The organism is Sulfobacillus harzensis, assembly GCF_012933365.1.
Taxonomy (GTDB): Bacteria; Bacillota; Sulfobacillia; order Sulfobacillales; family Sulfobacillaceae; genus Sulfobacillus_B; species Sulfobacillus_B harzensis.
In genome coordinates this window covers 19153-43424 of sequence record NZ_JABBVZ010000027.1, presented here as the reverse complement: position 1 = coordinate 43424, position 24272 = coordinate 19153, and the positions used below count along the sequence as shown (strand labels likewise).

Annotated in this window: 29 protein-coding genes; 25 read left to right on the top strand and 4 right to left on the bottom strand. The window is 59.7% G+C overall.

The annotated features are described in order from the left end of the window. The 7 genes from HIJ39_RS09855 to HIJ39_RS09825 form a co-directional block, all read left to right on the top strand. A partial coding sequence (locus HIJ39_RS09855) for a PP2C family protein-serine/threonine phosphatase (RefSeq protein WP_207711593.1) occupies window positions 1-518 on the top strand: 518 nt, incomplete at its 5' end. Window positions 519-543: 25 nt separating this feature from the next. After that, window positions 544-879 carry a hypothetical protein gene (locus tag HIJ39_RS09850; protein WP_169099160.1) on the top strand — a complete coding sequence of 112 codons (336 nt, stop codon included), beginning with the start codon at window positions 544-546 and terminating at the stop codon, window positions 877-879. Window positions 880-889: 10 nt separating this feature from the next. Continuing rightward, the gene (locus HIJ39_RS09845; protein WP_169099158.1) at window positions 890-1936 is read left to right on the top strand and encodes a CHC2 zinc finger domain-containing protein; all 1047 of its coding nucleotides are present in this window, start codon (window positions 890-892) and stop codon (window positions 1934-1936) included. Window positions 1937-2024: 88 nt separating this feature from the next. Continuing rightward, a complete protein-coding gene (locus HIJ39_RS09840; RefSeq protein WP_169099156.1) occupies window positions 2025-2576 on the top strand; it encodes an ImmA/IrrE family metallo-endopeptidase in 552 nt (183 codons plus the stop codon). Then, on the top strand, window positions 2558-2884 hold the full coding sequence (locus HIJ39_RS09835; protein WP_169099154.1) for a hypothetical protein: 327 nt from the start codon (window positions 2558-2560) through the stop codon (window positions 2882-2884). Before HIJ39_RS09840 ends, HIJ39_RS09835 begins: the two co-directional genes overlap by 19 nt. Before the next feature lie 17 nt (window positions 2885-2901). Then, window positions 2902-3216 carry a Fic family protein gene (locus HIJ39_RS09830; protein WP_243239494.1) on the top strand — a complete coding sequence of 105 codons (315 nt, stop codon included), beginning with the start codon at window positions 2902-2904 and terminating at the stop codon, window positions 3214-3216. A 67-nt stretch (window positions 3217-3283) separates the two neighbouring features. Continuing rightward, window positions 3284-3895 (top strand): dephospho-CoA kinase, encoded by a 612-nt coding sequence (locus tag HIJ39_RS09825; protein WP_207711592.1) that lies wholly within the window; start codon window positions 3284-3286, stop codon window positions 3893-3895. Here HIJ39_RS09825 and HIJ39_RS09820 read toward each other — a convergent pair. Continuing rightward, complete coding sequence (locus HIJ39_RS09820; RefSeq protein WP_169099152.1) at window positions 3892-4890, bottom strand: exodeoxyribonuclease VII large subunit; 999 nt, start codon at window positions 4888-4890, stop codon at window positions 3892-3894. The two genes, HIJ39_RS09825 and HIJ39_RS09820, sit on opposite strands and share 4 nt — an antisense overlap. A gap of 299 nt (window positions 4891-5189) precedes the next feature. Here HIJ39_RS09820 and HIJ39_RS09815 point away from each other — a divergent pair, with 299 nt between their 5' ends. From HIJ39_RS09815 to HIJ39_RS09780, 8 genes are all read left to right on the top strand, one after another. Then, a complete protein-coding gene (locus HIJ39_RS09815; protein WP_169099150.1) occupies window positions 5190-5684 on the top strand; it encodes a hypothetical protein in 495 nt (164 codons plus the stop codon). 5 nt (window positions 5685-5689) lie between these two features. Continuing rightward, window positions 5690-7282 (top strand): hypothetical protein, encoded by a 1593-nt coding sequence (locus tag HIJ39_RS09810; protein ID WP_169099148.1) that lies wholly within the window; start codon window positions 5690-5692, stop codon window positions 7280-7282. Window positions 7283-7607: 325 nt separating this feature from the next. After that, window positions 7608-8501: a DUF6744 family protein gene (locus HIJ39_RS09805; protein ID WP_169099146.1), complete on the top strand. Its 894-nt coding sequence runs from the start codon at window positions 7608-7610 to the stop codon at window positions 8499-8501. A gap of 582 nt (window positions 8502-9083) precedes the next feature. Then, window positions 9084-9782: a DUF5710 domain-containing protein gene (locus tag HIJ39_RS09800; RefSeq protein ID WP_169099144.1), complete on the top strand. Its 699-nt coding sequence runs from the start codon at window positions 9084-9086 to the stop codon at window positions 9780-9782. Window positions 9783-9851: 69 nt separating this feature from the next. Then, window positions 9852-10451, top strand: coding sequence for a hypothetical protein (locus HIJ39_RS09795; RefSeq protein WP_169099142.1), 600 nt, complete (start codon window positions 9852-9854; stop codon window positions 10449-10451). A gap of 6 nt (window positions 10452-10457) precedes the next feature. Beyond that, the gene (locus HIJ39_RS09790; protein ID WP_169099140.1) at window positions 10458-10739 is read left to right on the top strand and encodes a hypothetical protein; all 282 of its coding nucleotides are present in this window, start codon (window positions 10458-10460) and stop codon (window positions 10737-10739) included. Between the two features lie 36 nt (window positions 10740-10775). Then, complete coding sequence (locus tag HIJ39_RS09785) at window positions 10776-11072, top strand: helix-turn-helix domain-containing protein (RefSeq protein ID WP_169099138.1); 297 nt, start codon at window positions 10776-10778, stop codon at window positions 11070-11072. Between the two features lie 64 nt (window positions 11073-11136). Beyond that, the gene (locus HIJ39_RS09780) at window positions 11137-11613 is read left to right on the top strand and encodes a hypothetical protein (RefSeq protein ID WP_169099136.1); all 477 of its coding nucleotides are present in this window, start codon (window positions 11137-11139) and stop codon (window positions 11611-11613) included. 59 nt (window positions 11614-11672) lie between these two features. Here HIJ39_RS09780 and HIJ39_RS09775 read toward each other — a convergent pair whose 3' ends face one another. Beyond that, window positions 11673-11921, bottom strand: coding sequence for a hypothetical protein (locus tag HIJ39_RS09775; RefSeq protein WP_169099134.1), 249 nt, complete (start codon window positions 11919-11921; stop codon window positions 11673-11675). A gap of 274 nt (window positions 11922-12195) precedes the next feature. Between HIJ39_RS09775 and HIJ39_RS09770 the strand changes: the two genes are divergently transcribed. The 7 genes from HIJ39_RS09770 to HIJ39_RS09740 all read left to right on the top strand — a co-directional run bounded on the left by HIJ39_RS09770 (window position 12196) and on the right by HIJ39_RS09740 (window position 19128). Continuing rightward, window positions 12196-14310 (top strand): type IA DNA topoisomerase, encoded by a 2115-nt coding sequence (locus tag HIJ39_RS09770; protein WP_169099132.1) that lies wholly within the window; start codon window positions 12196-12198, stop codon window positions 14308-14310. After that, entirely contained in the window at window positions 14310-15293 is a 984-nt protein-coding gene (locus HIJ39_RS09765) for a hypothetical protein (RefSeq protein WP_169099130.1), read from the top strand. The genes HIJ39_RS09770 and HIJ39_RS09765 overlap by 1 nt, the downstream gene beginning before the upstream one ends. A gap of 78 nt (window positions 15294-15371) precedes the next feature. Then, window positions 15372-15899, top strand: a complete 528-nt coding sequence (locus HIJ39_RS09760; RefSeq protein ID WP_169099128.1) for a hypothetical protein — start codon at window positions 15372-15374, stop codon at window positions 15897-15899. Window positions 15900-15927: 28 nt separating this feature from the next. Next, window positions 15928-16506: a cell wall hydrolase gene (locus HIJ39_RS09755; protein ID WP_169099127.1), complete on the top strand. Its 579-nt coding sequence runs from the start codon at window positions 15928-15930 to the stop codon at window positions 16504-16506. A 30-nt stretch (window positions 16507-16536) separates the two neighbouring features. After that, window positions 16537-16992, top strand: coding sequence for a dCTP deaminase/dUTPase family protein (locus tag HIJ39_RS09750; RefSeq protein ID WP_243239493.1), 456 nt, complete (start codon window positions 16537-16539; stop codon window positions 16990-16992). A 149-nt stretch (window positions 16993-17141) separates the two neighbouring features. Continuing rightward, complete coding sequence (locus tag HIJ39_RS09745; protein ID WP_169099125.1) at window positions 17142-18224, top strand: hypothetical protein; 1083 nt, start codon at window positions 17142-17144, stop codon at window positions 18222-18224. A gap of 1 nt (window position 18225) precedes the next feature. After that, on the top strand, window positions 18226-19128 hold the full coding sequence (locus HIJ39_RS09740) for an ATP-binding protein (protein ID WP_169099123.1): 903 nt from the start codon (window positions 18226-18228) through the stop codon (window positions 19126-19128). 245 nt (window positions 19129-19373) lie between these two features. Here the strand turns inward: HIJ39_RS09740 and HIJ39_RS09735 are convergent, their stop codons facing one another. Next, on the bottom strand, window positions 19374-19793 hold the full coding sequence (locus HIJ39_RS09735; protein WP_169099121.1) for a hypothetical protein: 420 nt from the start codon (window positions 19791-19793) through the stop codon (window positions 19374-19376). Window positions 19794-19979: 186 nt separating this feature from the next. Next, complete coding sequence (locus tag HIJ39_RS09730) at window positions 19980-20840, bottom strand: MurR/RpiR family transcriptional regulator (RefSeq protein WP_169099119.1); 861 nt, start codon at window positions 20838-20840, stop codon at window positions 19980-19982. Between the two features lie 105 nt (window positions 20841-20945). Here HIJ39_RS09730 and HIJ39_RS09725 point away from each other — a divergent pair, with 105 nt between their 5' ends. From HIJ39_RS09725 to HIJ39_RS09715, 3 genes are read left to right on the top strand one after another with little or no spacing between them, the layout of a single operon-like run. Then, window positions 20946-22274 carry an MFS transporter gene (locus HIJ39_RS09725; RefSeq protein ID WP_169099117.1) on the top strand — a complete coding sequence of 443 codons (1329 nt, stop codon included), beginning with the start codon at window positions 20946-20948 and terminating at the stop codon, window positions 22272-22274. Then, complete coding sequence (locus tag HIJ39_RS09720; protein ID WP_169099115.1) at window positions 22261-23112, top strand: polysaccharide deacetylase family protein; 852 nt, start codon at window positions 22261-22263, stop codon at window positions 23110-23112. Before HIJ39_RS09725 ends, HIJ39_RS09720 begins: the two co-directional genes overlap by 14 nt. Window positions 23113-23130: 18 nt before the next feature. Beyond that, a complete protein-coding gene (locus HIJ39_RS09715) occupies window positions 23131-24261 on the top strand; it encodes a M20 family metallopeptidase (protein WP_243239492.1) in 1131 nt (376 codons plus the stop codon). Window positions 24262-24272: the final 11 nt, after the last annotated feature.

Genomic DNA, 24272 nt, shown 5'->3' with positions numbered 1-24272 from the left:
CCATGCCGCTCCCGGCTGATGCCGACTGGAGCGCGTGGCTGGAGTCGGGTGTGATGTCCGCCCACCGCGCGGTCGAAGCCTTGGCGATTCCCGGTGAAGCTACCCCGCCCGGCACCACCCTGCTCTGGGCGGTGGCGCGCGGGGACACCTGTTGGATGGCGCACGTTGGCGATTCCCGCGCATACCTCGTTCGTGGCGGTCGAGTGAGCCCGCTGACCGTGGATATGACGCCGGCCGGGGAGCGTGTGCGGAACGGCCGGGAACCCTGGCATCATCAGAACACCGCTTCTGACGGTCATGTGCTGGTGTCTGCCATTGGGTCAGCACCTTTGCTAGTAGAGACCTTCTCGGTCGATTGGGTCGCGGGAGATGTGCTGATTCTCACTTCGGACGGGCTCAACGCTTTGCCGCTCGCACAGTGGCCGTGTTTACTGCACAGCGGGGCGTCGGTCGACCAGATTCTCGGGCTCACCACCTGGTCGGACAATGCCACGTTGGTGGTAATGCGCCATGCGTAAAACAAGGAATAGGGGGTGGGTGCGAATGGTCCGGATACGCTTCATGACGTTGAATGAACCAGTTGAGGTGCACGGAGCCAAGACGACCGTCGCGGCGTTGCACCGCGCGGGCCTCATTCGGATCCGCAAGGAATATGTCGCCACCCGCCGCGGCTATCAGTGGCAGTATTTCGCCGACTACTTGCCGGACTGCGATGATGCACGCGGCATCGCCGAAGGGTGGCGCATTGCCTACGCGACGTATCAGGCCTTGCTGCGACGCACCGAGAGTGAGGTGCCCGTCTCGAGGACCCCAAGCCCTCTCCCTGCCTCAATCGGCACCGGCTCTGCCGGTTCTATGGAGGTATCACTCTTTCGTTGAGGTGAGTCATATGGCTAACTGTGCCGCCATTAAGCAATCCATCCGCATTGAAGACGTGATTGGTCGGGTGGTCCCCCTGAAGCGCCACGGCCATTGGTATGTCGGGCGCTGTCCCTTTCACGATGACCGCCATCCCAGTCTCGTGGTGTGGCCGAAAACGGGCACCTGGAAGTGTATGACCTGCTCGCCGGTGCGCGATGACGTCATCGGTTTCGTGGTGCGGTGGAAGCATTGCTCTACCCCGGACGCGCTGCGTTGGCTCGAACAGGAACACCCGGAGATGTCGATCGCACCCCGGACAAAGCCGGCTAGCGGGGAAACGCCGCTGGCGGCACTTCCCGACCGCGATGCCACCTACCAGGCGCTCTTGGGGCAGTGGGGACTGACCGCCCCGCACCGCATCGCGTTGCGCGCGCGGGGGTTGAGCGAGAGGGCCATCGACAAAGCGGGGTTCGCCTCGGTGATACCCGGGATCGCGCCGATCACGCCTGTCTCCGCGGGAGTCCCTGGGTTTGCCCGCCGGGGGAGTCGGTGGCGTATCGTCGGCCCTGCGGGCATTGCCATCCCCGTGCGGGACGTACACGGACAGATTCAGGCCATCCATGTCCGGGCGGACGACGCGTCCCGGGGTAAGTATCGCTGGCTGTCCACGCCCGCCCCCACCTATGTCGGTGGTGCCGCATCCGGGGCCCCGGTACATGTGGTGCGGGGCGTCGATGATGTGGTCTGGATTACGGAAGGGCCGTTGAAGGCCATCGTCGCCCAAGCGCGTCTCGGCCACACCGTCCTCGGCGTACCGGGGGCCGGCGCGTGGACCCCGGTGCTCGACATCTTAGCCGTCGTCCAGCCCCAGCGTGTGATTCTCGCCTTCGACCGCGACCCCAACCCGGAAACCGCCGCAAAGGTTGCCCAGCATGTCGGGCGCTTGACGGACGCGATCAGAAATGCCGGCTGGCCGCTCATGCGGGCGTGCTGGGACGGGCCGAAGGGATTGGATGACGCGCTGGTCGCTGGGGCGCGGATCACGTGGGATCCGGCTGGCGGATCCGTCACCTGACGGATCACGGGTGGTGCCCGGTCACGACCAGTGACCGTCCCTACTGCAATTTTCGTACCCCATCCGCTACAATGATGATCAAAAGGAGGTGTGGCACATAGACGCGCGTCGAACGTCAGACATCGAAGCCAAGGCGTTGCGCGTGCTGCGCGACGCCGGGCAATCGCATCTGCCCGTCGATGTGATTGCCGTAGCCCACGCGTTGGGCATCCCCGTTTATGATGCTCGCTTCGCAGATCCACGCATTTCGGGCGCGATTCAGAAATCGGCCGATGGCGGGACGATTTGGATCAATCAGTTCGAATCGGCGGTGCGCCAGCGTTTTACCGTCGCGCATGAACTCGGCCATTGGATTCTTCACATGGCGCCCGGTGACGCGTGGTCTGAACCCCAGAATCTCGTCGATGTCGAACTCGTCGAGTGGCGTCGTGATGCCGCGTGGGACGGGTCGGAGAAAGAACGTGAAGCCAATCGGTTCGCGGCCGCGCTGCTGATGCCCTGGCCGTGGGTGGATGCCTTGCGGCTGGCCCATCCGGATTGGCCCGTGGCCGCCTTTGCCGAGGCGTGTGAGGTCTCCATCAGCGCGATGCGGATTCGACTCGAAGAAATGGAGCGCCGCACATGGGCCAACCTCCAATAAATCCTCCGCCACGCGATCCGTTTCTTGGTCGGCCGCAAATCATAGAAGAGCGTTTACGTCTCACCGAAGCTCAGCGTGCCGAACAAAACGTGTCCTTGCGCGAGTGGTACGCCAAAGGCATTCTCATCGGATTAGGCGTCGAAGCAGCGGCATCACTTGTGGCTTTATTTGGCGTCGGTTTGCGATGGCTTCATTTGAGCGCGGCCATTGCCGATGCCTTTTTTGTCACGGTCTTTGGCCAAATCGTCGGACTCGCACACATCGTCGTTCGTCACCTTTTCCCACGCCAAGATCGCGCCAAACGGTAATCCCTTGAAAGCCCCACTTGACGGCGCATCCCGTGGTGGTCGGCGCCGAAATGCACGCGGCTTTGATGAAAATTCATCCGTTCGTTGACGGTAATGGGCGAACCGGTCGATTGTTGCTCAACCTCTGGTTGATGCGCCATCGCTATCCCCCGGCGTTGTTGGATCCCGCCGACCGACCGCGCTATGACGCGGCGCTTCAGGCGGCCGATGGGGGGGATGCTCAGCCGATCGTGGACGTGGTAGCCCAGGGCATCGGCCGGACACTTGGGATCTATGAAGAGGTCCTGCGAATCGCCCCAAACCCGGAGGCCCCACGGGGCCCACGTTTGTAGCCTGACCGTCCAGAGCCCCGGCTACCAGCTGGGGTTGTCTCTTTTTTGCGAAACAGGAGGAGTGTGTATGCAACCCATTTTGCTCGCAGGTCCTGCGGGCTCCGGCAAGAATACCGCCGCGCGGATGTTAGCCGGCACCTTTGGCCTCGCCATTCACCGCTTGGCGGATCCCATCCTGGCCACACTGGACACGCCCGCCTGGCAGGATATGATGAATCGTTTGATCGGCGAAGGTGTGGACCCCGGCACCGTGCGGCGCCGCGCCAAGCAAATCGTAGGGGATGCCTTCCGCACGATGGATCGCGATGCGCTGGTGAATGCCTTGGTTGCGCGGGCGGAGTCCGATGCCCCAGCGGTGGTGGTGCCCGACGTGCGGCTCTGGAGCGAGTGGACGCGGTTTCGAACGCTCTGGCCGGAGGCTCTGCTGGTTTATTGCCAAACGCCCGACGCCATTCGTATGCAACGACTTCGCGAGCGGGACGGGGCCGTGTTGGGCGAAGACGCGGGGCAGCATCGCACGGAACAAGAAGTGCGGTTGCTGCGCGAGTTCGCGGACTGGGTTTGGGACAACGGCGGACCGACATCCGAAACATGGCCTCGATTGCGCGAGTGGACCACAAGCCGGGCCGGAATGGTTCCGAAACGCATTACTTCCGAAGTCACGGGGCCGTCCGCTTAGCGGCCGCTGCCCACCAACACCACAACGGCGACGACCGCTGCGATGGCGACGACCAGAGTGATGATCATCCAAGGGTTGCGTTGTCGACGGGTTGTGAGTTCCGCTAGTTGCTGCTGCAACATCCGGTTTTGCTGGCGAAGGTCTTCCGTGGTCTCGCGCTTTTGACGCGCCTCCAGCTGTCCCAACACATAGAGCGCCGCATCCGTGGGGGTGGTCGCAGCGCGGTCTACGGCCGCGTTTACCAGCACATTGTCCGTGGCGTGCCCAATCCCGGCAATGGTGTAGACCTGGCTGGTTGCCAGCGCCCGCACGATGGCCGGTTGATCGAAGGTTTCCAAGTCCCCGCCGCCACGGACGAGCAAGAGAGCGTGGAGGGATTCTTGATTGGCGCGGTGGATGCCCTCAACAATGCTGTTGACTTGACTGATCTTGACGGGAATTCGATGGAGATCAATCTGTGTCGCGCCGGCTAATTTCGCTTCCACGTCCTCCCACCCTTTCGTGTCCGGCTGGCCGATGAGCCCGATGCGCCATGGTAGCGGATCATCTCGCCAAGCACGTGCCACGTGAGGCAGGATGCCTTCCTGGGTTAGTTCCTGTTCGGCTTGATGGAGTCGAGTGCGGTGTTCGCTCACGCCCTCGGCTTCAAAGTCGCTGGCGACAAACCGCCATGCGTCATATTGACTCATCCGCCCACGGGCATCTTCGCGCCGGGCGACCGCTTCAAATGTTCCCGTCCACCACCCAACCTGCCCCGGTGTCAACCTTTGGGCCAGCGCTGAAGGAAGGCGGACGCCGCACGTAAAGTCTCCGTCCCGCAAGGTGCCATACGTCCACTGGCCGTAATCGCGGCTTAAATCTTTGAGTTCCGCCCGGATCCGACGCGTCCGCTCAATCAGTTTAATGTTGAGCGCGACGACGACGGATTGGTTAATTACCGTCACCACTTGCTGCAGAGTCAGACTCTCCGATGCAACGTCGGTTGAACTGGCCATGGTGTCATCACATCCCTTTGATATCTGACTTCAGTATCGCATGGTCATCGTCTTCGTCACCAGGTTTAGCGGTGACATACCCGTAGAAAGAGGATGATCTCGTATCCCGCGGGGGCCTTCCGGGGTCCCGCAACGCTCTACGATTGACCCCGTCCTCCGGCGGGGTATTTTTTACCGTACTAAACGCGCGCGGCCGTCCCAACGGTTGGGTGTCGCGCCGCGCCATCTATGGACGGGCCCAACTGTCCTCGTAAGCAGCGGCATCCGCCAACCTTTGCCATGAAAGGATTCGATAAGCCGTGGATTCCTTCGAAGAACGAGACCTACCAACGCTTTCGTGGGCCGAAGCGCGCAATGCCGACGTCACGGACAGTACCCTGGCCCAGACCGTGCTCATCAACACCGCCGTCTCGGTCCTTGCCGGCCGCCAAGCCTCGTGGTCGGAAGAGGCCGGAGAGCCTCTTTTGGTCGGTGAATCTCCGTGTTCCAACGGGCGCATCTTTCAAGTCACGGATTTGCACAAGACCCGTTTTGCCGTAACCGTTCGGCATCCTGAGTCGGTCGCGATGGAAGACATGACCCGTGACTACGAGAAGATACGCACGCTCTTGGCCATGATTGTGCATGGCGCGAACACCGATCCCACCGTGGGTGACCGCTTGGCTGATGCCTGGGGTGTGAAGCTCTGGTCCTGCGATGTGTGTCAAGCGCCATTTGCCCACTGGGCCGAGGCGCGTCTGCACGAGGAAGTCCTGTACGGATTAGGCCCCGACAATTCTCCTCGAAAGGACTGATGCCGATGTCTCGCAAATGGACCCTAGAGGCAGTGCTGGCCGTCTTGCGTGAGGCGGGACGGGAACGGGGATATTGGACGAAACGCGCGTGGGAAACCGCCAAACGCCGTCCCAGCACCGAAACTATCATCAACACCTGCGGTAGCTGGGTCGAGGCATGGGCCATGGCAGGCTACGAACGACCGTCCCGGGTGCGGCGCTGGACGCGCGACACCATTGTCGCGGAATTCCGCGCGGTGGGATCGCGATATGGGCGATGGCTCACGACCGAGGAATGGAAAACCGGGCATCATCGTCCCGACGTTGCGATTGTGTTGCAGCACTTCTCTCATTGGCGGGAGGCCTGGGAGGCTGCTGGGTTCTCACCTCCTCCGAACCGCCGGCGCTTTGCGCCGCGCGGTACCTGGAACCCCTCAGCGGTCTTGGATGCCTTGCGGGCGCACGCCCGGTCCGACGGCACGATTATGGGCGTCAACGATTGGAGTCGCCAGGCCTACCAACCGATGCTCCGCACCATTGCCCACTACTGGGGGTCTTACACCAAGGCGGTTCAAGCCGCTGGTCTTCGCATCGAAACCGACGCCCAACGGCAGTCGCGGATCGCGCACGCCGAATGGCAGCGGGCCTTTGACAACCTGACCCAGCGGTTGGGCCACCCGCCGACCCAACAAGAGTGGGATGCGTGGGAGGACCGGCCCGCCTCAGCCGCTACGGTGTGGAAAGTCCTCCACCCTACGCGACGGCGCACCCCGTTGCAGCACCGGTTGATGACCATCGACTTGCGGTATGTCGCCGAACCGCGGCGGTCTTGGATGGCGGCCTATCGAGACGGAGCCACACTTGCGGCGATTGGGGCCCGTGCCGGGGTCACGCAGGAATGGGTCCGACAAAGCCTCCAGCGGGGCGTGACCGAATCTCAAAACACCGCGGATCTCTATGATGCCGTTCAAACGCTCGATACCCGCCAACTGGTCGACCCCACGACTCGCACGATCGTAGAGGCCATGCAGGACGGGGAGCCCTTAACGGCTATTATCAACGCAACCGGGCTGTCGGCTCGGGAGGTGCTGCAGCTGGTACGCCAAGTGCTTCAACCGCCGGTTATTGCCGCCTCGCTGCGGCGGTTGGCCGAGGATGCCGAGCGTCACCCGATTCTCTGGACGGACGCGGACTACCGGTGGGTCGATGAGCTCCTACGAGCCGGGTCCCCGGGCGTCTATGCCGCTCAACAGGGGATCGATCCGACTATTGTCCGCCGGCGGCTCAAGCGCCTGCATGCCGTGGCTCAGCGGCGGCCGGTATGGGTGGCCTGGGCCCGGGCGCTGCTGGACGGCCGGGCTCCGTTTCCCGAGGAGCTTCGTCCAGTCCTTGAATCATTGGCTACCGGTGAGTCGCTACGGCATGTGGTGAAGACCTTGGGCCGCGACTATGCAATGACCCACGCGGCGCTTCGGGATCTGCGTGACCGAACGGCGGTGGCCGTCGGGTCCGTGGATGATCGGCCCGGCAGGGCCGTCCCGGATCGCGACATGGTCCGCGCGCTTCGCCACCGCCTTTACGCGACAGATCACGGGTGGAATGCCCAGGACCGAGAGTGAGTTCGCCGACTGGTGCGGGCAGGGTCCGTGTCGGCCTTTGCTGCGGCGGATGGCAGCGATGCGGCAGCGGCTACCGATTACGCCGAGCGCCTTTACCACACAGCGGTTGAGCGAACAGGTAGTCACCAAGAGGTAGCCCCGGGGGACTGCAAGGCTGTCTGCGTCTCAGGAAGGAGCTAGTGACATAGAACGAACGATGAGCTTTTCGTCCGATTTGTGCCTGCTAACCCGGGTCCTCCGCACCCAACGTCACGTCTGAAATCGAAAGGCCCGCGTCCTCCGGCGCGGGCATCTTTGTCGCCATCTTGAAAGGAGATGATTGTCCATGACGGATGCAATTCACCAAGACGATTTGATGGCGCAGTTGTTGGCGTCTCACCCGAACGTCGGGCGGTTGGCGTGGTTCACGGTGGACGAAGGGCTGGTGGACCAACAGCAGTGGCTGCAAGGGTTGATGCGTGCAGGCCTGACCGCGTACGGCGCTCCGAAGGGCATTCCCGCCACGACGGCGTACTTGCGCGGCCTGCGGTCCATGCAAGCAGCAGCTCCGGGTCGGACCCTCATCCGTCGCGTCGAGCGGGAGCGCGGCCGCACCGTACACCACTGGATCGAAGAAACCGTGAGCGGTGGACAGGTTCACTTCCGGCCTTTGGCAGCCATCGCGCGGGACACGAAGCACGACATCATCAGCATTCAGCGCTTGGACCAGATGACCTCGGAGCAAGACGATGCCCTGTCGCGGCTACCGGAGTTCGTGGACACTGCCCAACGCACCTTCACCGCTGGTGACCGACGTCGTCAGATTCGCGGTTGGTTCTCGGGCGTGGGCGCATTGCAGATGGCACACGCGGGTCCGATGCAGTTCATCCCGGAAACCGCGGTGGGCTTGATTGACGCCTTAAACCAGGCCCAGAACGATCTCGGGATTCACGTCTGGTCGATGCCGCTGACACGCTCCGCCGACGTCATTGGCACGTTGACGCAGAGTCTGGACGACGAGGTCACCCGGAAGACGGCGGCGCTGTTGAAAAGCGTACAAGACGCCAAGAAGGCCGGGAAAACGCCGTCCACGGCGAGTCAGGCCAAGCTGGTCCAACAGCTGAAGGAATTGGACTCGCGGGTGCAGCGCTACTCGGGTCTCTTCGGCGAACAGCTCGACAACCTGACCACCCAGATCGCCATCGCGCGTCAGGCGGTGCGGAGCGCGTTGGTGGAGTAGGGGAGGAGGTGTTGCGCGAACCTCAAGCGGTCGGTTAAACCCCGGGGGTTCGCGCGCCGCGCGGGGCCGCACTGTCCGAGATCGCATGGGCAAAATCCGCGGATCGATGGGGCGGCCCCGTGAAGGTTCGCGCAAGTGGCCCTCAACCCCCGCTCTCCGAGCGAGGCGAACAGGATAGAGGCACAATCATCCGAAACCTCTTCTGTGGAGTGAAAGCGGAGGGCTTTTTGCTCACGCCCCAGCCCGCCCACGGAAACAATCATCCGAAACCTCTTCTGTGGAGTGAAAGAATAGAGGTGAATCCCACGGTTCCCTTGAGGGCACACTCATGCGATTCCTTTCAGTGAAGTAAAAGAGTGGAGTGAAAGGCTAATATGCTTCAGTTGCATCGCGTCCGCGATCGGCAACAGTCATCGGAACCCTTTGCTGTGGAGTGAAAGAGTGGAGTGAAAGTGGTCGAAATTCAGGAACGCCCACCACGTGAGGAATAATCATCCGAAACCTATTCTATGGAGTAAAAGGGGCCTCACTTCATCAGACCTGAACGTGTAGCGAAATATCTTACTAGCGAGGTGACCGTTTATGCCCAAACTGTATCTTGCTGTTCCATACGCTGACCGCGAGCGGGCCAAGACTCTTGGCGCGCGTTGGGATCCTGTCGTGAAATCCTGGTATGTTTCCGATCCTCAGTCTCCTGCTCTGCAAATATGGGCAGCTGAAACCCCTTTGCCAAATCCATTACCCGGTGAAGATCGCTCGTTTGGATCGGGCCTTTTTGTCGACTTGATTCCAGAATCGTGCTGGTTCACCAATGTCCGATCAGCTGTCGATCCTCGCGATTGGGATCGCGTACGTCGCTATGTCTATCACCGGGCCGGTTACCGTTGTGAAGCCTGCGGAACTCGAGGCTCTTTGCACGCTCACGAACGATGGGATTATGATTCAGGACGCCGTGTACAAACGCTGAAACGGCTAGTTGCCCTGTGCCCCGATTGTCACCTGAGCACACATTTTGGTTATGCCAATGTCACAGGACGCACAGATCAAGCCTTGCACCACTTGATGGCGGTCAATCATTGGTCCGAAACAGAAGCACGACACCATATTCAACAAGCGTTTAACGTGTGGCAGGAACGCAATCGATGGAACTGGATCTTAGATCTTGGCATTTTAGAAAAATCCGGTATCCGCATTGTTAATCCCGTAAATTCCGATAACCGGCGACAGATTGCTCAAAACCAATTGCAGCGTGATAAAACGAGCGATTCTCGTCCCGGATAACGCTCGTCAGAATCTGAGCGACGCAATCCCGATCTTTTCGCGAATAAACGAAAGGAGCGATGCACTCTCATGCAACATATCACCAATATTGTTGGCGTTGTCGGCCAACACGGTACAGCTGTCGCGGCCATCATATGGCCCGACGCCGGTCCTGACAACAGTAATCCGTATTGGGTCGCTGTGCGAGACAGTGACACCGATCTTATCGATCCGTGCTCGTGGATTTTTCTTGGCGATCTTGAGTTTGGGCATTGGTTGCGTTACATGCGCGGAGAGCCCTTGGGCGACGATGAATATTCTTTCGCGAATGTCAGCCTGCTCGCTTTGAGCCCTCGTACGTGGCTGTATTCCCTCGAGACCGAACAATTTCATGCGGCGTTCGATCATAGTCTATCAATATGGACAAAAAACCCGTCAGATGTCGTGCTTACGGCTAATGCGATCAATGCGTTGCACGATGCCGCGTTGCGCGTCGATATTCATCCAGGGCACGGGGATCCGTGGCTGCGTTTTGGTGCACCTTGGCGTCCGGATTGGCTCATCGGCAGGGATCAAACGGGGCTGCCATCCGTGCCGCTGCTGGACAATCGGATTCCCGAGCCTTGGCGGGCGTTATGGGACAAACTGCGTCAACCCGCGATGCAACAAGCGTTTTGGGATGCGCAATAGCTCGATTTGGACTGGTCTTTAAGCAGTGCGGATGGGGTGGCACGCGATCGGCTTTACCGCGCCCGGGATTTGGCCGTCATTAACCGGGCGTTTCCGGGGCTCAACGAACAGCAGGCCATGGAAACGGACAATCGTCTGGAATACGAAATCTCTTGGGTGCTCCAAAAATTCCAACAGGCCACGCCGTTAGACGGCATCATTCGAGAGTGCACATTCTATCGCCGTTCTCCTCAAGCTTCACCACCCTTGGAACGGGAAGGTCACGAGAAAGAATACGAGCCTGAGTAACCTAAGACGGGTTACACTGCGGAGGGACAACACAAGATGGATTTTATACACGATTATGTGAAACATCGTGCGCAATCGGACCCGGCGTTTCAGCACGCCTGGGAAGACGGAACTTTAAAGTGGGAAATTGCCAAGCAGTTCATCGGGATTCGTTTAGAGTTGGAAATGACCCAAGAGCAATTTGCGGAGCACATCGGTGTAAAGCAAAGCTTCCTTTCCCAATTGGAAAATGGCGAACACAATCTGACGATCGAAACGTTGCAACAGCTGGCCCAGCGGGCCGGAGCGACGGTTCACGTCCACTTAGTTCTACACGAACCACCGACACCATAATCCAACAGCCGTCTGCGCAACAATGCACAGTAAGCAACGTTGAAAAGTGAAAGGAGCGCGAGGCATGCGTCATCCGACACTCACGACCTGGATCGGTGAATCGCTCGGATCTTCCGAATGGTTGCTCCAAGCCTCGGAATCGTTTCTGTTAGCCGTTGGAGACGCCGTGGCGTCCACCGACTATGCCGTGACGCATTATACCGACCCGTGGCACAAACAATTCTTTGGCCAGCGCCATCAGCTCATTCATGCCATACGCCGCCATGATTCGTGGATTGACTATCGCAACTACATGGGCCGACTGGAATCTCTTGTCCACCATTGGCAGCGGCGCTGGGATCAGCCCAACATTCCCCCCATTCGCGATCAGATTCTCGGGGGCTGCGATGATTTTCGGCAATGGTTCGCTGCCCAGCCCTCGCAATTATTGTTTAACCTGCTGTTTGATGCCGTGAATCGATCGTCCGATCACGAGGGTGGGGACCTCATGTCTGTCAGCATCACCCCCCATGGCCAATCGGACCAGACCTTGATAAGATAGGCAAAGAAAACCGCCCCGACCGGTCGAAATCCGATCAGAGCGGAGAATTAAACACTCTGTTACGCGGCGGGTGAGGAATCCTCACTCGCCATTTTGATTAAGGCGCGGACGTTGAGGACACTCTCCATCGCGCGAAACAGTTCGTCGCCGTTGAAAACATCGGCGAGAATGCGGCTCGCCTGTTCCGTCTCCATCGCGATCAACACATCCGGTGTCGCAGCTTCCGCTAACGATTTCCGCACGTTGTAAATCCTCTCCGCAACGTCTTTGAGTTGCTCCATCGTGTGTTGCAAAATGCTTTGATCCATGTCGTGTTTCACCTCCTAACTCATCGTACGGAACCCTCACAAATCCCGCAAGTCCTTGCCCTGCAACGCCTGCAACAGCAGTCGACCGATGCAAAATCTGCAACGCCTGAGAAAAAATATTTTTTTCGAGCTTTAGCCCCGACAGCAGCTTGCTTCTCTCAATCCGAGTTCACTTCTGACGAGCTCACGTACGCTTCCGAGAGATTCAAAAACAGCCTCTGTCAGCAGGAATTTCCCATCCTATGTCGATTACTACGGAAAGGAGGTTGCGACTTTGCGGCTGATCATTGCAGAAAAACCCAGTGTCGCGCTCGATATTGCGCACACGCTCGGCCAAACCCAAAAACACGAGGGATATGTGACGGTCGGCTCCGACGCCATTACCTGGGCTTACGGCCACCTGGTCACGCTAGCCAGTCCAGAACAATACGATCCGACCTGGAAAACCTGGTCTTGGGCCACGTTGCCGATGCTGCCCGACCGGTTTCAGCTGACGGCCATTCCGAAAACCCAGGCGCAGCTGAAGATTGTCCTCGGTCTCATGACACAGGCCGATCGCATTGTCAATGCCTGCGATTCGGATCGCGAGGGGGAAAGTATCTTTCGGCTCATCCACAGCCTATCCGGCGTGAAAAAACCCGTGGATCGCCTGTGGCTCTCGGAAAACACGCCCGCGGCGATTCGAAAAGCCTTGGCCTCCATGAAACCAGCCAAAGCCTACGATGATCTCGCCAAAGCAGCCTTGGCCCGGGCCCAAGCAGATTGGCTCGTGGGCCTCAACGCCACCCGGGCCTTTTCACTCCGCCACGGCCAACCAGGACAGCCGTTGTCGGTGGGGCGAGTTCAAACTCCGACGTTGAAGATTATCGTCGATCGCGATTTGGAAATCGGGGCGTTCAAACCTATTCCGTATTGGGAGCTGCATGTGCTCTTTCAGGCGCCGGCCGGCGACTACACCGGCATTTGGCAAAGTGCTGAGCGTGAGCATCCCGCCCGGATATTGACGGAGGCGCAGGCCAACGCCATCGGTCAGAAGGTGCCGCCCGGCACTCCGGGTCACATCGACCGCGTTGAGAAAAAGCAAGTGTCCGTCAAAGCTCCTTTTCTGTTCAATCTCAACGACCTGCAAAAAGAGGCCAACCGCCGGTTGGGTCTGACGGCCCAGCAGACGCTCGACGCCGCTCAAAGTCTCTATGACCAGCACTTGACCAGTTATCCGCGCACGGAAGCGCGTGTCATCACGACCGACATTGCGAAAACGGTCAGCTCCCGGCTTGCCGCGCTCACGGTGGGGTCGCCCGCGTTGCGGGCCCAGGCGCAAGCGGAATTGACACATCGGCTCCCGCGCATCGTGAATGACGCGGCTGTGGCGAAAGCGGGCCACTATGCCATCATTCCGACGGGCCATACCCCGACCACGGCCCTGTCCGCTCGCGATCAGGGCGTCTACGACTTGATTGCCCGCCGGTTTCTTGCGGCGCTCTTGCCCCCGGGCCAGGATGAACGCACGACGATTTGGACCGTCGCAACCGGAGAACGGTTCAAAACCACCGGAACCGTCGTCCTGGATCCCGGGTGGCGCGCCGCGCTCACTCCTGTTAAGGATTCGGAGGAGAACGGGGCGAACGATGCCGATTCGGAGGCGGAATCCGCGATTCCACCCGGCCTCCGGTCGGGCGAAGCGGTCTCTGTATTGGATACGGACATCAAGAAAAAGGAGACCAAACCGCCCGCCCGGCTCACGGACGCCAGCCTCTTGGCCTTGATGGAAAAGTACGGGCTCGGAACGTCGGCGACGCGGGCCCGCATCCTGGAAGTGCTGTTGACCCGGGAATACATTCGACGCCAGAAAAAGACGCTGGTCTCGACCGACAAGGGCCAGCGCTTGCTGCGTGTGTTGCCGGAGACGTTGCAATCACCCGACCTCACCGGGGCCTGGGAAGCGCGCTTGGAGGCAATTGCCGAGGCGTCCGACGACCCGCGCGCCTTTCTTGGGGATATTCGCCAGTTCACGCAGGACGTGGTGGACGCAGCACGTCATCAAACAGGGGAGGGGATTCACATGCCGAGTGCGTTCGGACAGTGCCCGTTATGCAAGAAGGGCGAAATCCGGGAGAGCCCGAAAGGGTGGGGATGCTCGGAGTGGAAGGACGGGTGCCGCTTTATGATTTGGAAAACCGTGGCGGGCAAGAAGCTCACGGCCACCCAGGTCAAAACTCTGCTGGCCGGCAAGACCACGGCGGTCATCAAGGGATTTAAGAGCAAGGCGGGCAAGTCGTTCGACGCCCGGTTGAAATTGGACGGCCCGGACGGCCGGGTGGCCTTTGAGTTCGAGACGCGCGCCACAGCTTCGGCTAAATCATCTCAACCAAAGAGAGAGGCGAGGTAATGACATCCCCGATGAAAGTCCTGGTTGCCTTAAGTTTGGCGGCATTACCCCTGGCCATTGCGGCTTGCGGCACCACTACCCCGGTGGCCGCGGGTTCGCACCCCAAAGCGCATCACGGCGCCCATCACGTGAAGCAGAAAAAGACCGCATCCCATCACGCGCAGACGAAGACTCCGGCGACGGCGTCGAAAGCACCCCCGACACCGACGTCGCACGCTACAGCCCCCGCCACGACGCCGGCCCCAACCGCTGTCGCGCAAGGGCCCACGGCCGTATCGATTCCTTTGGTGCCCGCTTCGGCCTTCCCGCCGTTGGTCCAAGAGGTCCTCCAACAGCTCCAGCCGATGACGAGCATTCCGTTGGTCGTTCCCCGGCAGATTCCGACCGGAGCCGCGTTCGCGACGGTGACGCCCACCAATAACGGGGCGGGCTACGCGATCACCTGGTACTCCACCTTGGCGCAATCCGCCTTCCCGAACGGCCCTGTCAGTACCCAAGCGGCCGCCATTCAGGAGACAGCTCCAGCAGGAGCCCGGCTCGGCGCTTTTGATTATACCCTCTACGGCAGTGCAGCGCAGGCGGATGCGGTGCTCGCCCAAGATGCGACGATCTCCATCACGCGGGGCACGCCGATTGCCCTCGGGGAGGGCATCACAGGACAGCTCACAAGTAGCGCCGCCACGGCGGATGTTGAGTGGTCGCAAGACGGCTGGATCGGTTCGGCCTCCGACATGATGTCAAGCTCACCCTCCACGGCGACCCAAATCGCCCGAGAGATGGTGACGTCCATGGCCCGCGTGTCCGCGCTTCCCCGCGCGGTTGGGCCGAAAAGCGTCTCTGAAGCGCTCTTCCCCACGATGAATCCGATCACCATGATGTGGGTCGGAGCCCACAATGCCGTGATTAGCGTCTCCTCCGACCCGTCGGTCGAAGCCGTGGATTTGCAAGCGGTCTCGCTTGCGCAATTAACGGGGACGCCCTAGTCCGCTGCCACGTGATCCGGAGCCCCCATCTTGGGGGCTTTTTTCTTGGGCAAATCTTTGCGAAAGGAGGTGATGCGGATGTCGTCAGTTCCGGATCAGCCGCCCGCAAAAGTCCGGGACATCCCCTTTCATGTGGGCGTCGCGCGGTGGCGGCAAAGCCTCTTGGATATTATCACGCCGCTCATTCCCCTGCTCGATGCGCAAGTCGAACCTTGGCCCCGGGTCTTCGGGGGTCCCTATGCGATCACGACCCGCCAGATCCGATCGCCCTGGACCGCCTGGCTCCACCAGGCGCAGCACGGGCAATGCTTTTGGTGCCACCATCCCTTGTCAACCAAAACCCGCACCGTGGAGCATGTCCTGCCGTATGACGGGGCGGTCTGGCCCACCGCTTCGCGGGTGGAGCAATTGCTCAGTCTCCGGCTCAGCCACCGCGCCTGCAATGCGGCGTATGCGGTCTGGCGGTCGCAACAAGATCCCGCTGTGCTGAATAAGATGGACGAGCGTCTCCTGCATCTCATCCAGCAGACCATACGGGCTCACCCGATCTTCCAGCTCTACGGCTATCAGCAGCATCGCCCGCTGGCGCTGCTGCATGATGGCTAATATCCCTCAACACAAAGGAGCGATGCCGATGCGCTACCGCCTGACCCTGCGCTTTGGGGTGATGACGACCGCTGCCATCGGGGCACTCATCGGTGCGTTGATGCCCCATGCGCACCGCGTGCACCAAACAGCGTCGATGGTTTCGGGCCACGATCAAATGCGCCCGGTGTTTGGCGTCCCGCACGCGCCCCCACGCCCGGCCCGTCCACGCACGTGGGCTCGCCGCGTTGTTCGTCCGTCGCCCAACCAACGGTGGCTCGCTCAGCTGATCCAAGCGGAAGCGGGCGACCAGTCGTTTACTACTCAAGTTGCCGTGGGGGCTGTGGTCGTGAATCGCCTCTATGCACGATCCTTTCCCCATCGCCTCTGGGCCGTTCTGCATCAGCCCAATCAGTTCGAAACGGTTGCGAACGGCGCTTGGACTGCCGCGCACCCTATGCAGTCGGCTTGGCACGCGGCTGCTCTCGCGTTGCGGGGAATCGATCCGACGCACGGAGCGCTCTACTTCTACAACCCGGCGCTGCCTCATGCGGCCTGGATGAATCAGCTCCGCCAATGTCAATCCATCGGGGCTATGGACTTCTGTGCATCAGCGCCGGCGGGCTAGATGACTTCTCCTCAGAAAGGTGGACTGTTTATGCCGCTGCATATGCGATTTGCTCGCGTCACGTCTGCACCCGACGCCCTCATTCCCACCCGGGCCACAAAAGGGTCCGCTGGATATGACTTCGCGGCCTACATCCCTAAGCCGGTCACAATCGAGCCGGGCGAAATGCGCATCCTGCGAACGGGCATCAAAGTCTACATGCCCGACGACTGGGTCTTGTTCCTTGTTTCCCGCTCTAATGTGGGCATCAAACGGCGATTGTTGATCCCCAATAGCCTCGGCGTCATTGATAGCGACCATGCCGACAATCCCGAGAACGAAGGGGAGATTTTCCTGGCGTTTTACAACTTCGGGGATGAGCCTCAGGTGATTAAGCCAGGCCAACTCGTGGCGCAAGGCATCTTTCTACCGTTCGGCCGCGTTGCGGACGATCGCGTCACCGCCGAACGGGTCGGCGGCGGAATCGGCAGTACCACGCCTTATTAGAGAGGACTTTGCATATCAGCCCCGCCTCCAGGCGGGGCATTCTCCTAGGCATTCCAAGAAAGGAATGTGACGCCGTATGCACAGGCAAGGGGTCATGAGATGTATCATCTCCCCTCCACAAACCACTAACGAAAAGGAGGCCCTCTGTCATGGCTGAGCCGCTGCTGCAGACAACACTGTCGACGGCCTCTTTGCAACAACTCAAGTACGAGGAAGAGCTTGCGGGTCCCAGCAAATTCGATCCGCACGAAATCCGTTTGTCGGAAGCCGGGCAGTGCCCCCGACGGCAAACCCTCCGCGCGCTCGGGTACGTCTCCACACCGCCCACGCTCCGGGAAATGGCGATTTTCGAAACCGGCCACTTGGCGGAGGAGCGGATTACCGCGCTCTGGGCAAAGCAATTTCCGGGCCCCGATCAACTGGTCCGGGAAGTGGAGGTCCGCACCGAATTCGGCGTCGGGCACATTGACCTCTGGGTTGAGCCGATCAAACACATCGTGGAGTGCAAAACCACGACCGAAAAGCGGATCAAAGACCTCCCGCTGCAAAGCCACGTCGCGCAGGTGACCATGTATCTCCACTTTTATGGAAACGAGCGCGGGGCCACCGCTGAAGTCGCGTATCTCATCAAAGAAACGGGGGAAATTCGCTCATTCCCCATTACGTACGACCGCCAGTATGCTCGACAGTTGATCGTGGGGCTGATGGAGGTTCAGGCCGCGATCACCATGCTGCGGGAGCCGCTGCCCATTCCTGAGGACTACCAAGCCACCAGTTACCCCTGCGCCTGGTACACCCCCCAAGGGCTTCGGCGCTGCGGTTTCTGGGACCATTGTTGGGGGAGCCAAGTGGCCACCGTCGTCGAGAAAAAGGATGTGGTCGCCGTGATCCCGCCCTTGGCTCAAGACGTCCAGGAATACGCGAAACTCCGGGCGCAGCAGCAGCTGCTCGAGTCCCAAATCGATCTGATCAAGGTCCGGCGCGACGCCCTCGAAGCGGGATTTAGCGATGTGCTGGACGATCGGCAGGCGAATGTCCTGCGGGCCGGTGATGTCACGGTGAGCCGCTCTGTCGTCGAGGGGCGTACGACCACCGATATTAAAGCCGCCATCGCTGATGGCGTCATTGCGGAAGATGTCATCAAACCGTACCAGAAGACGAGTCATCCGTACGCACGCTGGACGGTGCGCAAGCCCAAGAAGAAAAACCAACCATCGAAGGGGGACATTTAACATGGCTTTTCAATTCCACAAAGCCACCAAAAAGCAAAGCTTTCTCCGCATGGCGCTGATCGGACCCAGCGGATCGGGCAAGACCTATAGTAGCCTGCGCATTGCGCAAGGCCTGGGGCAAAAGATTGCCGTGATCGACTCCGAGCGGGGATCGGCCTCCAAGTATGCCGACGAGTTCGATTTTGACGTGCTGGAGCTCGAGACGTTTGCCCCGCGGGATTACATCCAAGCCATCGACGCCGCCGCCCGGGCGGGCTACGACGTCTTGATTATTGACTCCCTCAGCCACGCCTGGATTGGCAAGGGCGGCGTCCTCGAGATGCATGACGCCGCGGCCGCGCAGGAAAAGAGCGGCAACAGCTACACTGCCTGGCGGACTGTCACCCCCGAACACAATCGCCTCGTCGATGCGATGCTGCAAGCCCCGTTGCACGTGATTGCCACCATGCGCTCCAAAATGGAGTATGTGCAGGAGAAAAACGACCAAGGCAAAACCGTCATCCGCAAAGTCGGCTTGCAACCGATTCAGCGCGATGGGTTAGACTTCGAGTTTGACGTCGTGGGTGATATGGACTCATCCAACACCTTGATTGTCACCAAGACCCGCTGCCGAGCGCTCTCGCAGGCGGTCATCCGGGAGCCCGGCGAAGCGAACGTGGCTCAGACGCTCAAGGCGTGGTTGACCGATGGGGTGCCGCCCACGATATCCGACGCTCAGGGGAAGGAACTGTGGACGCTGGCCAAGAGCCGGGGGCTCAGTGTGGGCGCGTTGATTGACTTGGCCAATCAGACGCTCGGCACGCAGTACAGCAACCCACGGGAGATTAACGTCGCGGAGTACCCCAAGGTGGTCGAAGCCGTCACCGCGGTGAAAACGGAGGCGGCCGAAGAGGCCGCCAGCTGAACGATCTGGGTCGAGCGACCGTCGCACGGTCGTTCGGCCCTTTTTTTGTGGGACGGGCCCGCACGCGTGATCCCCTACGGCCGCCGCCCGTGGCAGGGAAATACCACTCCCATCGCGAAATGCCTCAACGAAAAAGGATGCACCTTTGCTTAAGAGCGCGTGCCCCAAAAGGCCATGTCGATGCGTCGAGGACTCCATTGACACTCCCCACGCCTAAAGGCGAGGGATTCTTACGAGGAACCGACTTACGTCAGCTTTACTCGCAAAGGGTTAGCCAACAACCCAGAAGCCCCAGCCATTCCCAGCCCCCCGATGCGTCCCGCGTTGGCAGGTGCCTCGTCGAGAGTATCGCGCGGATCGGTCGCAAAAAGCAGGCGTTGAATATCCTGAAGCTCGACTAGCCCCGCCGCGTGGGCGTGATGACTTGCGAGCGACTCACGCGTAGTGGCGAGACGGTTGGGTTGTGTGTATTTCCAGACGAAATACTTATGGTACAGCCAATCATAGAATTCCTGAGCCTGCAGGGACTGTACGGAACGGCGATCCAATTCTGCCATCTCCCGTTCGATCTGCACATTAGCTGGCCTCACGTGGGGCCAATATCGTTCCAAGGCGCGATTCCATTCCTGTTCGGAACCCGTGGTCCAAAACGTGACAAAACTCATTAGGCATGACTCCTTGTCTCTCGTCGCCACTGTTCAGAATGACAGCATTTAGTCTTTCATGCCGAACGCTACCATAACAAGGGGTCGGAATTCTAACATTTTTGTGTCTCTTCCCTTGGCCTCTCTCCCTCTTCCGATTTCTCTTTGGCAGAAGCCAAATTGGGATGGCCGGTCTTTAAAAAGCGCTCAATCTCGGATTTGAGAGCGAGCGTCTTTGAGAAAGACCCCCGCTTGAGTCAAGACGGCGTCCATTTGTTTGAGCCGTTCGACGATGCGCCCGGGAGCGCGGTTCCTTAATTCATGGGCGAGCATCTGAACGAACACCGCAGTAGGCGGCCCAGCCGAAAATAGATCTCCGGACACCGGTAATCCTAAAGCCGGAATCCCGGAGAATAGACTTTTGCCCACCCGATCGGTGACGAGAATGGTGTGCGGGATCCGTTCCCGACAGCGTTGAATCATGTTACGCGCGGAGGTGGAGTAGCGGGGGAAGGACAAAATGAGCACCGCATCCTCCGGCCCGGCATCGCGTAAGAAGATCCAACTCGCGGATGACTCGGCTTCGTAGAAGGTCACGTTCCCCAACAGAAAGTTCAAGTGCGCGGCCACGTATGATCCCAAGGCGGTGCTGGTCAGGCTCGCCATCACGGCGATGCGACGCGCCGAAAGAAGCATCGTGGCCAAGTCCCCGACCTGTACGATCGTACTCTCGTCAAAGCGCTCCAGATTGTGTCGTTCCCGGTCAATTACGCCGTGGACGGCCGAAGATGAGTCTGCGTCACTCAGTTTTTCGACCAGGTGTTCGGCTGCGGGTAAGGACTCCCGGACCAGGCGCTGTAGGGAACTGAATCCGTCAAATCCCAAACTTCGACAGGTTCGAATCACCGACGCGGGACTAACGCCCGTCTCTTGCGCGACATCATCGACAGTTTTCCAGGCGATTTCCACTACGTGATCCTGTATCCATCGAGCTGCAGTTAACAAGGTAGGGCTCGAAGAGTCTAGGGATTTGGCGTTCACTAGGATTTGCAGTTCCTCTATGGTCATGGTCTAACCTCGCAAGAAATATTTATTTCATAATATACATTGCAGAAGGAAATATGACAATTGCATAGAATACATAGCTATTACTATTGTGAAAGGGGATCTGAAATGGCAACGTCGATAGGCGCTCCTGTCGATCCGGGGAAGAAAGGTCGGTTAGCCGTGTGGGCCGCGGGAGCCGGTAACGTGATGGAGTGGTACGACTGGGGTGTATACGGTTTCTTTGCCCCCGTATTCGCGGCGCAGTTCTTTCCCTCGAAAGTGGCTATTGTCTCTTTGCTACTCACCTTGGCAACGTTTGCTGTCGGGTTTTTCATGCGTCCCATCGGCGGTGCCGTTTTAGGACCGTACGGGGACCGGGTTGGCCGCCGGAATGCCTTAGTGGTACAAATCACCATTATGGCCACGGCCAGCCTCGTGATGGGGATTGTGCCCGGATTCGGTACACTGGGGGTGTTGGCACCCATCATCCTCTTGTTGGCCCGTTTGGCCCAAGGGTTTTCGGCAGGTGGGGAGTTTGGGGGCTCGTCAGCGTTTCTAGTAGAGTATGCCAAACCCGGCCGTCGTGGGCTGACGGGTAGTCTTCAGCAGGTTAGCGTAGGGCTGGGTACACTCATTTCCTCGGCCGTGGCGTCCTTGGTGCTCCATAACATGGCGCCGGCCGCGTTGGACAGTTGGGGATGGCGGATTCCTTTTTGGATTGGGGCGGCCTTCGGCTTCTTCGGCCTCTACCTTCGCGTGCGCGTGGACGATACGCCCGTGTTTAACCGGCTAGAGCAACAGGAGAAGCTCTCGAAGAGCCCGTTCGGTGATATGTTTCGGAAATATCCGCGCGATTTCTGGCGAGTCTTTGGCATCACCATTGCTGGAACGCTAACGTATTACATGTGGGTGTTGTTTTTGCCCACGTTTACGGCGGAGACCACTCATCTGTCGCTTGCACGCGCTACGCTGGCGAACACGATCGCCCTTATTATCTTTGTGGCCTGTATCCCGCTGTCCGGATGGATTTCAGACAAAGTTGGACGACGCCCCATGCTTATTGGTTTCGCCCTTGGGTTCTTAGTGCTGTCCTATCCGCTTTTTCTCTGGGTGCGGTCGGGTACCTTCGTCGCCTTCTTCTTAGTGGAAGTCATCGGACTCTTGATGATTACCGGATACTCTGGCACCACGGCGACCGTGATGGCCGAGCAATTTGGCGCGGAGGTACGGAATACGGGCATCGCCGTACCGTATGCGCTGGCGGTTGCGATATTCGGCGGCACGGCACCCTTCATTACCACGTGGCTGATTTCGTTGAAGGCGGATAATTTAGTTCCGCTCTATTTAATGGCCGCCGCTTTGGTCAGCGGTTTGGTGTACTTTTTCATGCGGGAAACCTTCAGAAAGCCCATTGACATTGTAAAAGAAACGGGGGCCGACCATGAACTGGCCTGAGGGACATCACATGGCGGTGTGCTTGACGTGGGACGTCGACGGGGAGCCGGCCCAGTATGTACGGTTCCCTGAGAGAGCCGCCAACCAACTGAGTGAGCTACATCAGCGCATGTACGGACCCAACATCGGGCTATTTAAGGTGCTCCGGTTGCTGGATAAGTATGGGGTGCCGGGAACCTTTTACATGCCCTCGTACACAGCCCAACTCCACCCCGAGGCGGCCCGTGAAATTGTCCGCCATGGGTTTCCTATCGGATTGCACGGCCATCTCCACGAGTCGCTTGACAGCTTGGACGCGGAACAGGAAGAAGCGGTCTTGGTACGCTCTCGGGAGGTAATGGGCGAGTTTTTGGGTTATGCGCCCACATTATATCGGGCGCCGTCCTGGGAACTGAACAGACGAACTCCGGAATTATTGCGCCGTCACGGCGTGCTCTCTGACTCTAGCCTCATGGATGATGAGGTACCCTATTGGCTTGAGACAGAAGGCGGGGCACTTCTCGAGGTGCCGATCCAATGGATTCTAGACGACGCCGAGCACTGGAACCATTCTCGGGCTAATCGCGACAAGGCGATAGCCGACCCCGACACGGTCTTCCGGCTCTGGTCTGCCGAGTTCGATGGATACTACCGAAGCGGTGGCTGCTATGTGCTTACCCTGCACCCGTTCATTAGCGGGCGCTGGGCCTATATGGCGGTGGTGGAGCGACTGATTCGATATATCAGAGGATTTCCCGGCGTCTGGTGGACCACCATTGACGAGGTGACCGATTGGGCCCGACGGCAGCCGGATTTGGCCCGGCGGACATCGCCGAGTCCCACCCCCATGGACTTTTAGACGAACGGAGGGATGACGTTGCCGACATATCTGAAATACCTGGAGGATCACTTTGAGGAGATGATCGCGGATGTGAAGACGGTGGTGGAAGCGGAGTCGCCGTCCACGGACAAACCGCTGTTGGATCGGACGGCGAACGTCGTAGGCGATCTTCTCACTCAAAGCGGCTTTGAGGTCATCACGATTCCGGAGTCAGTGGGCGGCAATCATGTACGGGGATATCTGCCCGGACGCGACCGGGAGGCGGCCCCGATTCTCATCCTGGCTCACTATGACACCGTGTGGAAGGCAGGAACTTTAGCCGACATGCCCTTTTCATATCGTGACGGCGTGATGAGAGGTCCGGGTGTCTTCGACATGAAAACGGGTCTCGTTCAGGCCGTCTGGGCGATTCGGGCTCTCCAAGAGCAGGGCGGACTCCGGCGTTCGGTGGTCTTTCTGAGCAATTCCGACGAAGAGATTGGCAGCGTATATTCGCGTCCGCTCATTGAAGAGGAGGCCGAGCGCGCTTATGCTGCGTTGGTGTTCGAAGCGAGCCACCACGGGGCCCTAAAAACTGCACGAAAAGGCACCTGCATCTACGAGTGGCGGATTCGAGGCCGCGCCGCGCACGCGGGACTGGATCCGACGGCCGGGGTAAGCGCGATTGACGAATTGGCCGATCAGATTGTGGCGATTCGAGCGTTAGCCAATCCGGAAATGGGCACGACCGTTAATGTAGGCGTGGTTCATGCGGGCACCCGCTCAAACGTGGTGGCCGCGGAAGCCCAGGCTGCGATCGATATTCGGGTGGCAAGCGGGGCCGAGGCAGAACGGGTGGTGGACTTTATGCGACGTCTGGCCCCCCGACGGGAAGGGATCCAGTTAGAGGTCTCCGGCGGCTTGAATCGTCCCCCGATGGAACGCACCCCGCGAGTGGCCGAACTATTTGAGGTCGCCCGGGCGGTTGGGCACTCGCTAGGATTGGATTTGGCCGAGGCTTCTGTGGGAGGGGCCAGCGACGGAAATTTCTGCGCCGCCCGGGGTATCCCAGTGGTGGACGGTCTCGGTGCCGTGGGCAATGGCGCGCACGCCGCCGACGAGCATGTGATTGCCGAAACCATGCCGGTGCGCGCCGCGTTGGCGGCGGGATTGATAGCAAGACTCTAGGGGGGACGAGG

Coding starts and splice junctions, on each gene's coding strand:
- HIJ39_RS09810 (WP_169099148.1), top strand. CDS start 5,690: ATGTCTCGCAAATGGACCCTAGAGGCAGTGCTGGCCGTCTTGCGTGAG.
- HIJ39_RS09755 (WP_169099127.1), top strand. CDS start 15,928: ATGCGCTACCGCCTGACCCTGCGCTTTGGGGTGATGACGACCGCTGCC.
- HIJ39_RS09780 (WP_169099136.1), top strand. CDS start 11,137: ATGCGTCATCCGACACTCACGACCTGGATCGGTGAATCGCTCGGATCT.
- HIJ39_RS09735 (WP_169099121.1), bottom strand. CDS start 19,793: ATGAGTTTTGTCACGTTTTGGACCACGGGTTCCGAACAGGAATGGAAT.
- HIJ39_RS09740 (WP_169099123.1), top strand. CDS start 18,226: ATGGCTTTTCAATTCCACAAAGCCACCAAAAAGCAAAGCTTTCTCCGC.
- HIJ39_RS09835 (WP_169099154.1), top strand. CDS start 2,558: ATGGGCCAACCTCCAATAAATCCTCCGCCACGCGATCCGTTTCTTGGT.
- HIJ39_RS09845 (WP_169099158.1), top strand. CDS start 890: ATGGCTAACTGTGCCGCCATTAAGCAATCCATCCGCATTGAAGACGTG.
- HIJ39_RS09795 (WP_169099142.1), top strand. CDS start 9,852: ATGCAACATATCACCAATATTGTTGGCGTTGTCGGCCAACACGGTACA.
- HIJ39_RS09850 (WP_169099160.1), top strand. CDS start 544: ATGGTCCGGATACGCTTCATGACGTTGAATGAACCAGTTGAGGTGCAC.
- HIJ39_RS09745 (WP_169099125.1), top strand. CDS start 17,142: ATGGCTGAGCCGCTGCTGCAGACAACACTGTCGACGGCCTCTTTGCAA.
- HIJ39_RS09720 (WP_169099115.1), top strand. CDS start 22,261: ATGAACTGGCCTGAGGGACATCACATGGCGGTGTGCTTGACGTGGGAC.
- HIJ39_RS09750 (WP_243239493.1), top strand. CDS start 16,537: ATGCCGCTGCATATGCGATTTGCTCGCGTCACGTCTGCACCCGACGCC.
- HIJ39_RS09730 (WP_169099119.1), bottom strand. CDS start 20,840: ATGACCATAGAGGAACTGCAAATCCTAGTGAACGCCAAATCCCTAGAC.
- HIJ39_RS09785 (WP_169099138.1), top strand. CDS start 10,776: ATGGATTTTATACACGATTATGTGAAACATCGTGCGCAATCGGACCCG.
- HIJ39_RS09825 (WP_207711592.1), top strand. CDS start 3,284: ATGCAACCCATTTTGCTCGCAGGTCCTGCGGGCTCCGGCAAGAATACC.
- HIJ39_RS09820 (WP_169099152.1), bottom strand. CDS start 4,890: ATGGCCAGTTCAACCGACGTTGCATCGGAGAGTCTGACTCTGCAGCAA.
- HIJ39_RS09775 (WP_169099134.1), bottom strand. CDS start 11,921: ATGGATCAAAGCATTTTGCAACACACGATGGAGCAACTCAAAGACGTT.
- HIJ39_RS09800 (WP_169099144.1), top strand. CDS start 9,084: ATGCCCAAACTGTATCTTGCTGTTCCATACGCTGACCGCGAGCGGGCC.
- HIJ39_RS09725 (WP_169099117.1), top strand. CDS start 20,946: ATGGCAACGTCGATAGGCGCTCCTGTCGATCCGGGGAAGAAAGGTCGG.
- HIJ39_RS09760 (WP_169099128.1), top strand. CDS start 15,372: ATGTCGTCAGTTCCGGATCAGCCGCCCGCAAAAGTCCGGGACATCCCC.
- HIJ39_RS09805 (WP_169099146.1), top strand. CDS start 7,608: ATGACGGATGCAATTCACCAAGACGATTTGATGGCGCAGTTGTTGGCG.
- HIJ39_RS09765 (WP_169099130.1), top strand. CDS start 14,310: ATGACATCCCCGATGAAAGTCCTGGTTGCCTTAAGTTTGGCGGCATTA.